1 protein-coding gene is annotated in these 1,285 nt (G+C 58.4%); it reads left to right on the top strand.

Features of this window, described 5'->3' with window-relative positions; genetic code table 11:
• Positions 1 to 77: 77 nt before the first annotated feature.
• Positions 78 to 1,232, top strand: coding sequence for an IS481 family transposase (locus ACJ9N4_RS20855; RefSeq protein WP_411500797.1), 1,155 nt, complete (start codon positions 78 to 80; stop codon positions 1,230 to 1,232).
• Positions 1,233 to 1,285: the final 53 nt, after the last annotated feature.

A 1,285-nucleotide genomic window follows, 5' to 3' on the forward strand; every position in this document is an offset into this window, starting at 1 on the left:
TGTACAGTCCGGGGACATAGTGAACACTTGTTCGGGGACATGGTAGACACTTACAACTAAGGCATAAGAACCCGTTTATGGAGTCACTTATGCCCTGGGATGCGAGAGATACCATGTCATTACGTACCGAGTTTGTTTTGTTCGCCTCGCAGGACGGGGCGAACATCCGTTCCCTGTGCCGTCACTACGGCATTTCGCCTGCCACCGGCTATAAGTGGCTTCAGCGCTGGGCTCAGGAAGGCGCATCCGGCCTTCTGGACCGGCCCCGTATACCTCATCATTCCCCGAACCGCTCATCTGATGACATCACAGCTCTTCTGCGCATGGCACATGACCGTCATGAACGCTGGGGCGCACGCAAGATTAAGCGCTGGCTGGAAGACCTGGGGCACTGCATGCCCGCTTTCAGCACCGTCCATAACCTGATGGCCCGCCACGGTCTGCTGCCGGGCGTTTCACCGGGCATTCCGGCCTCAGGGCGGTTCGAACATGATGCGCCCAATCGCCTCTGGCAGATGGATTTTAAGGGACACTTTCCCTTTGGTGGTGGCCGCTGTCATCCGCTCACCCTGCTGGATGACCACTCCCGCTTTTCCCTGTGCCTGGCACACTGCACCGATGAACGGCGTGAGACCGTACAGCAGCAACTGGTCAGCGTGTTTGAACGCTACGGTCTGCCGGACAGGATGACGATGGATAACGGAGCGCCGTGGGGTGACACCACCGGCATCTGGACGGCACTGGAGCTGTGGCTGATGCGCCTGGGTATCCGGGTGGGGCACTCCCGGCCATATCATCCGCAGACACAGGGCAAGCTGGAGCGTTTTCACCGCAGCCTGAAGGCGGAAGTGTTGCAGGGGAAGTGGTTCGCGGACAGCGGTGAACTGCAGCGTGCATTTGAACACTGGCGCACCGTCTATAACCTTGAACGACCGCACGAGGCGCTGGGTATGAACGTTCCGGCCTCCCGGTATCAGCCGTCCGCACGGCAGTACAACGGCAACACAACCCCACCGGAATACGATGAGGGGGTGATGGTCAGGAAAGTCGATATCAGCGGGAAGCTGAGCGTGAAAGGAGTCAGTCTGAGCGCAGGCAAGGCGTTCAGGGGGGAACGGGTAGGGCTGAGGGAAACACAGGAAGACGGCTGTTATGACGTGTGGTGGTACAGCACGAAAGTGGGGGTGATCGACCTGAAGAAAAAGTCGATCACCATAGGTAAAGGATGTTAAAAAGTGTTCACCATGTCCCCGAACACCTGTCTACCATGTCCCCGGACCGTACA

The sequence above is a fragment of the Enterobacter sp. LM3 genome (assembly GCF_046622475.1).
Lineage (GTDB): Bacteria > Pseudomonadota > Gammaproteobacteria > Enterobacterales > Enterobacteriaceae > Enterobacter > Enterobacter cloacae_P.

Excerpts from the sequence above, each read along its gene's own strand:
- ACJ9N4_RS20855 (WP_411500797.1), top strand. The coding sequence starts at position 78 with ATGGAGTCACTTATGCCCTGGGATGCGAGAGATACCATGTCATTACGT.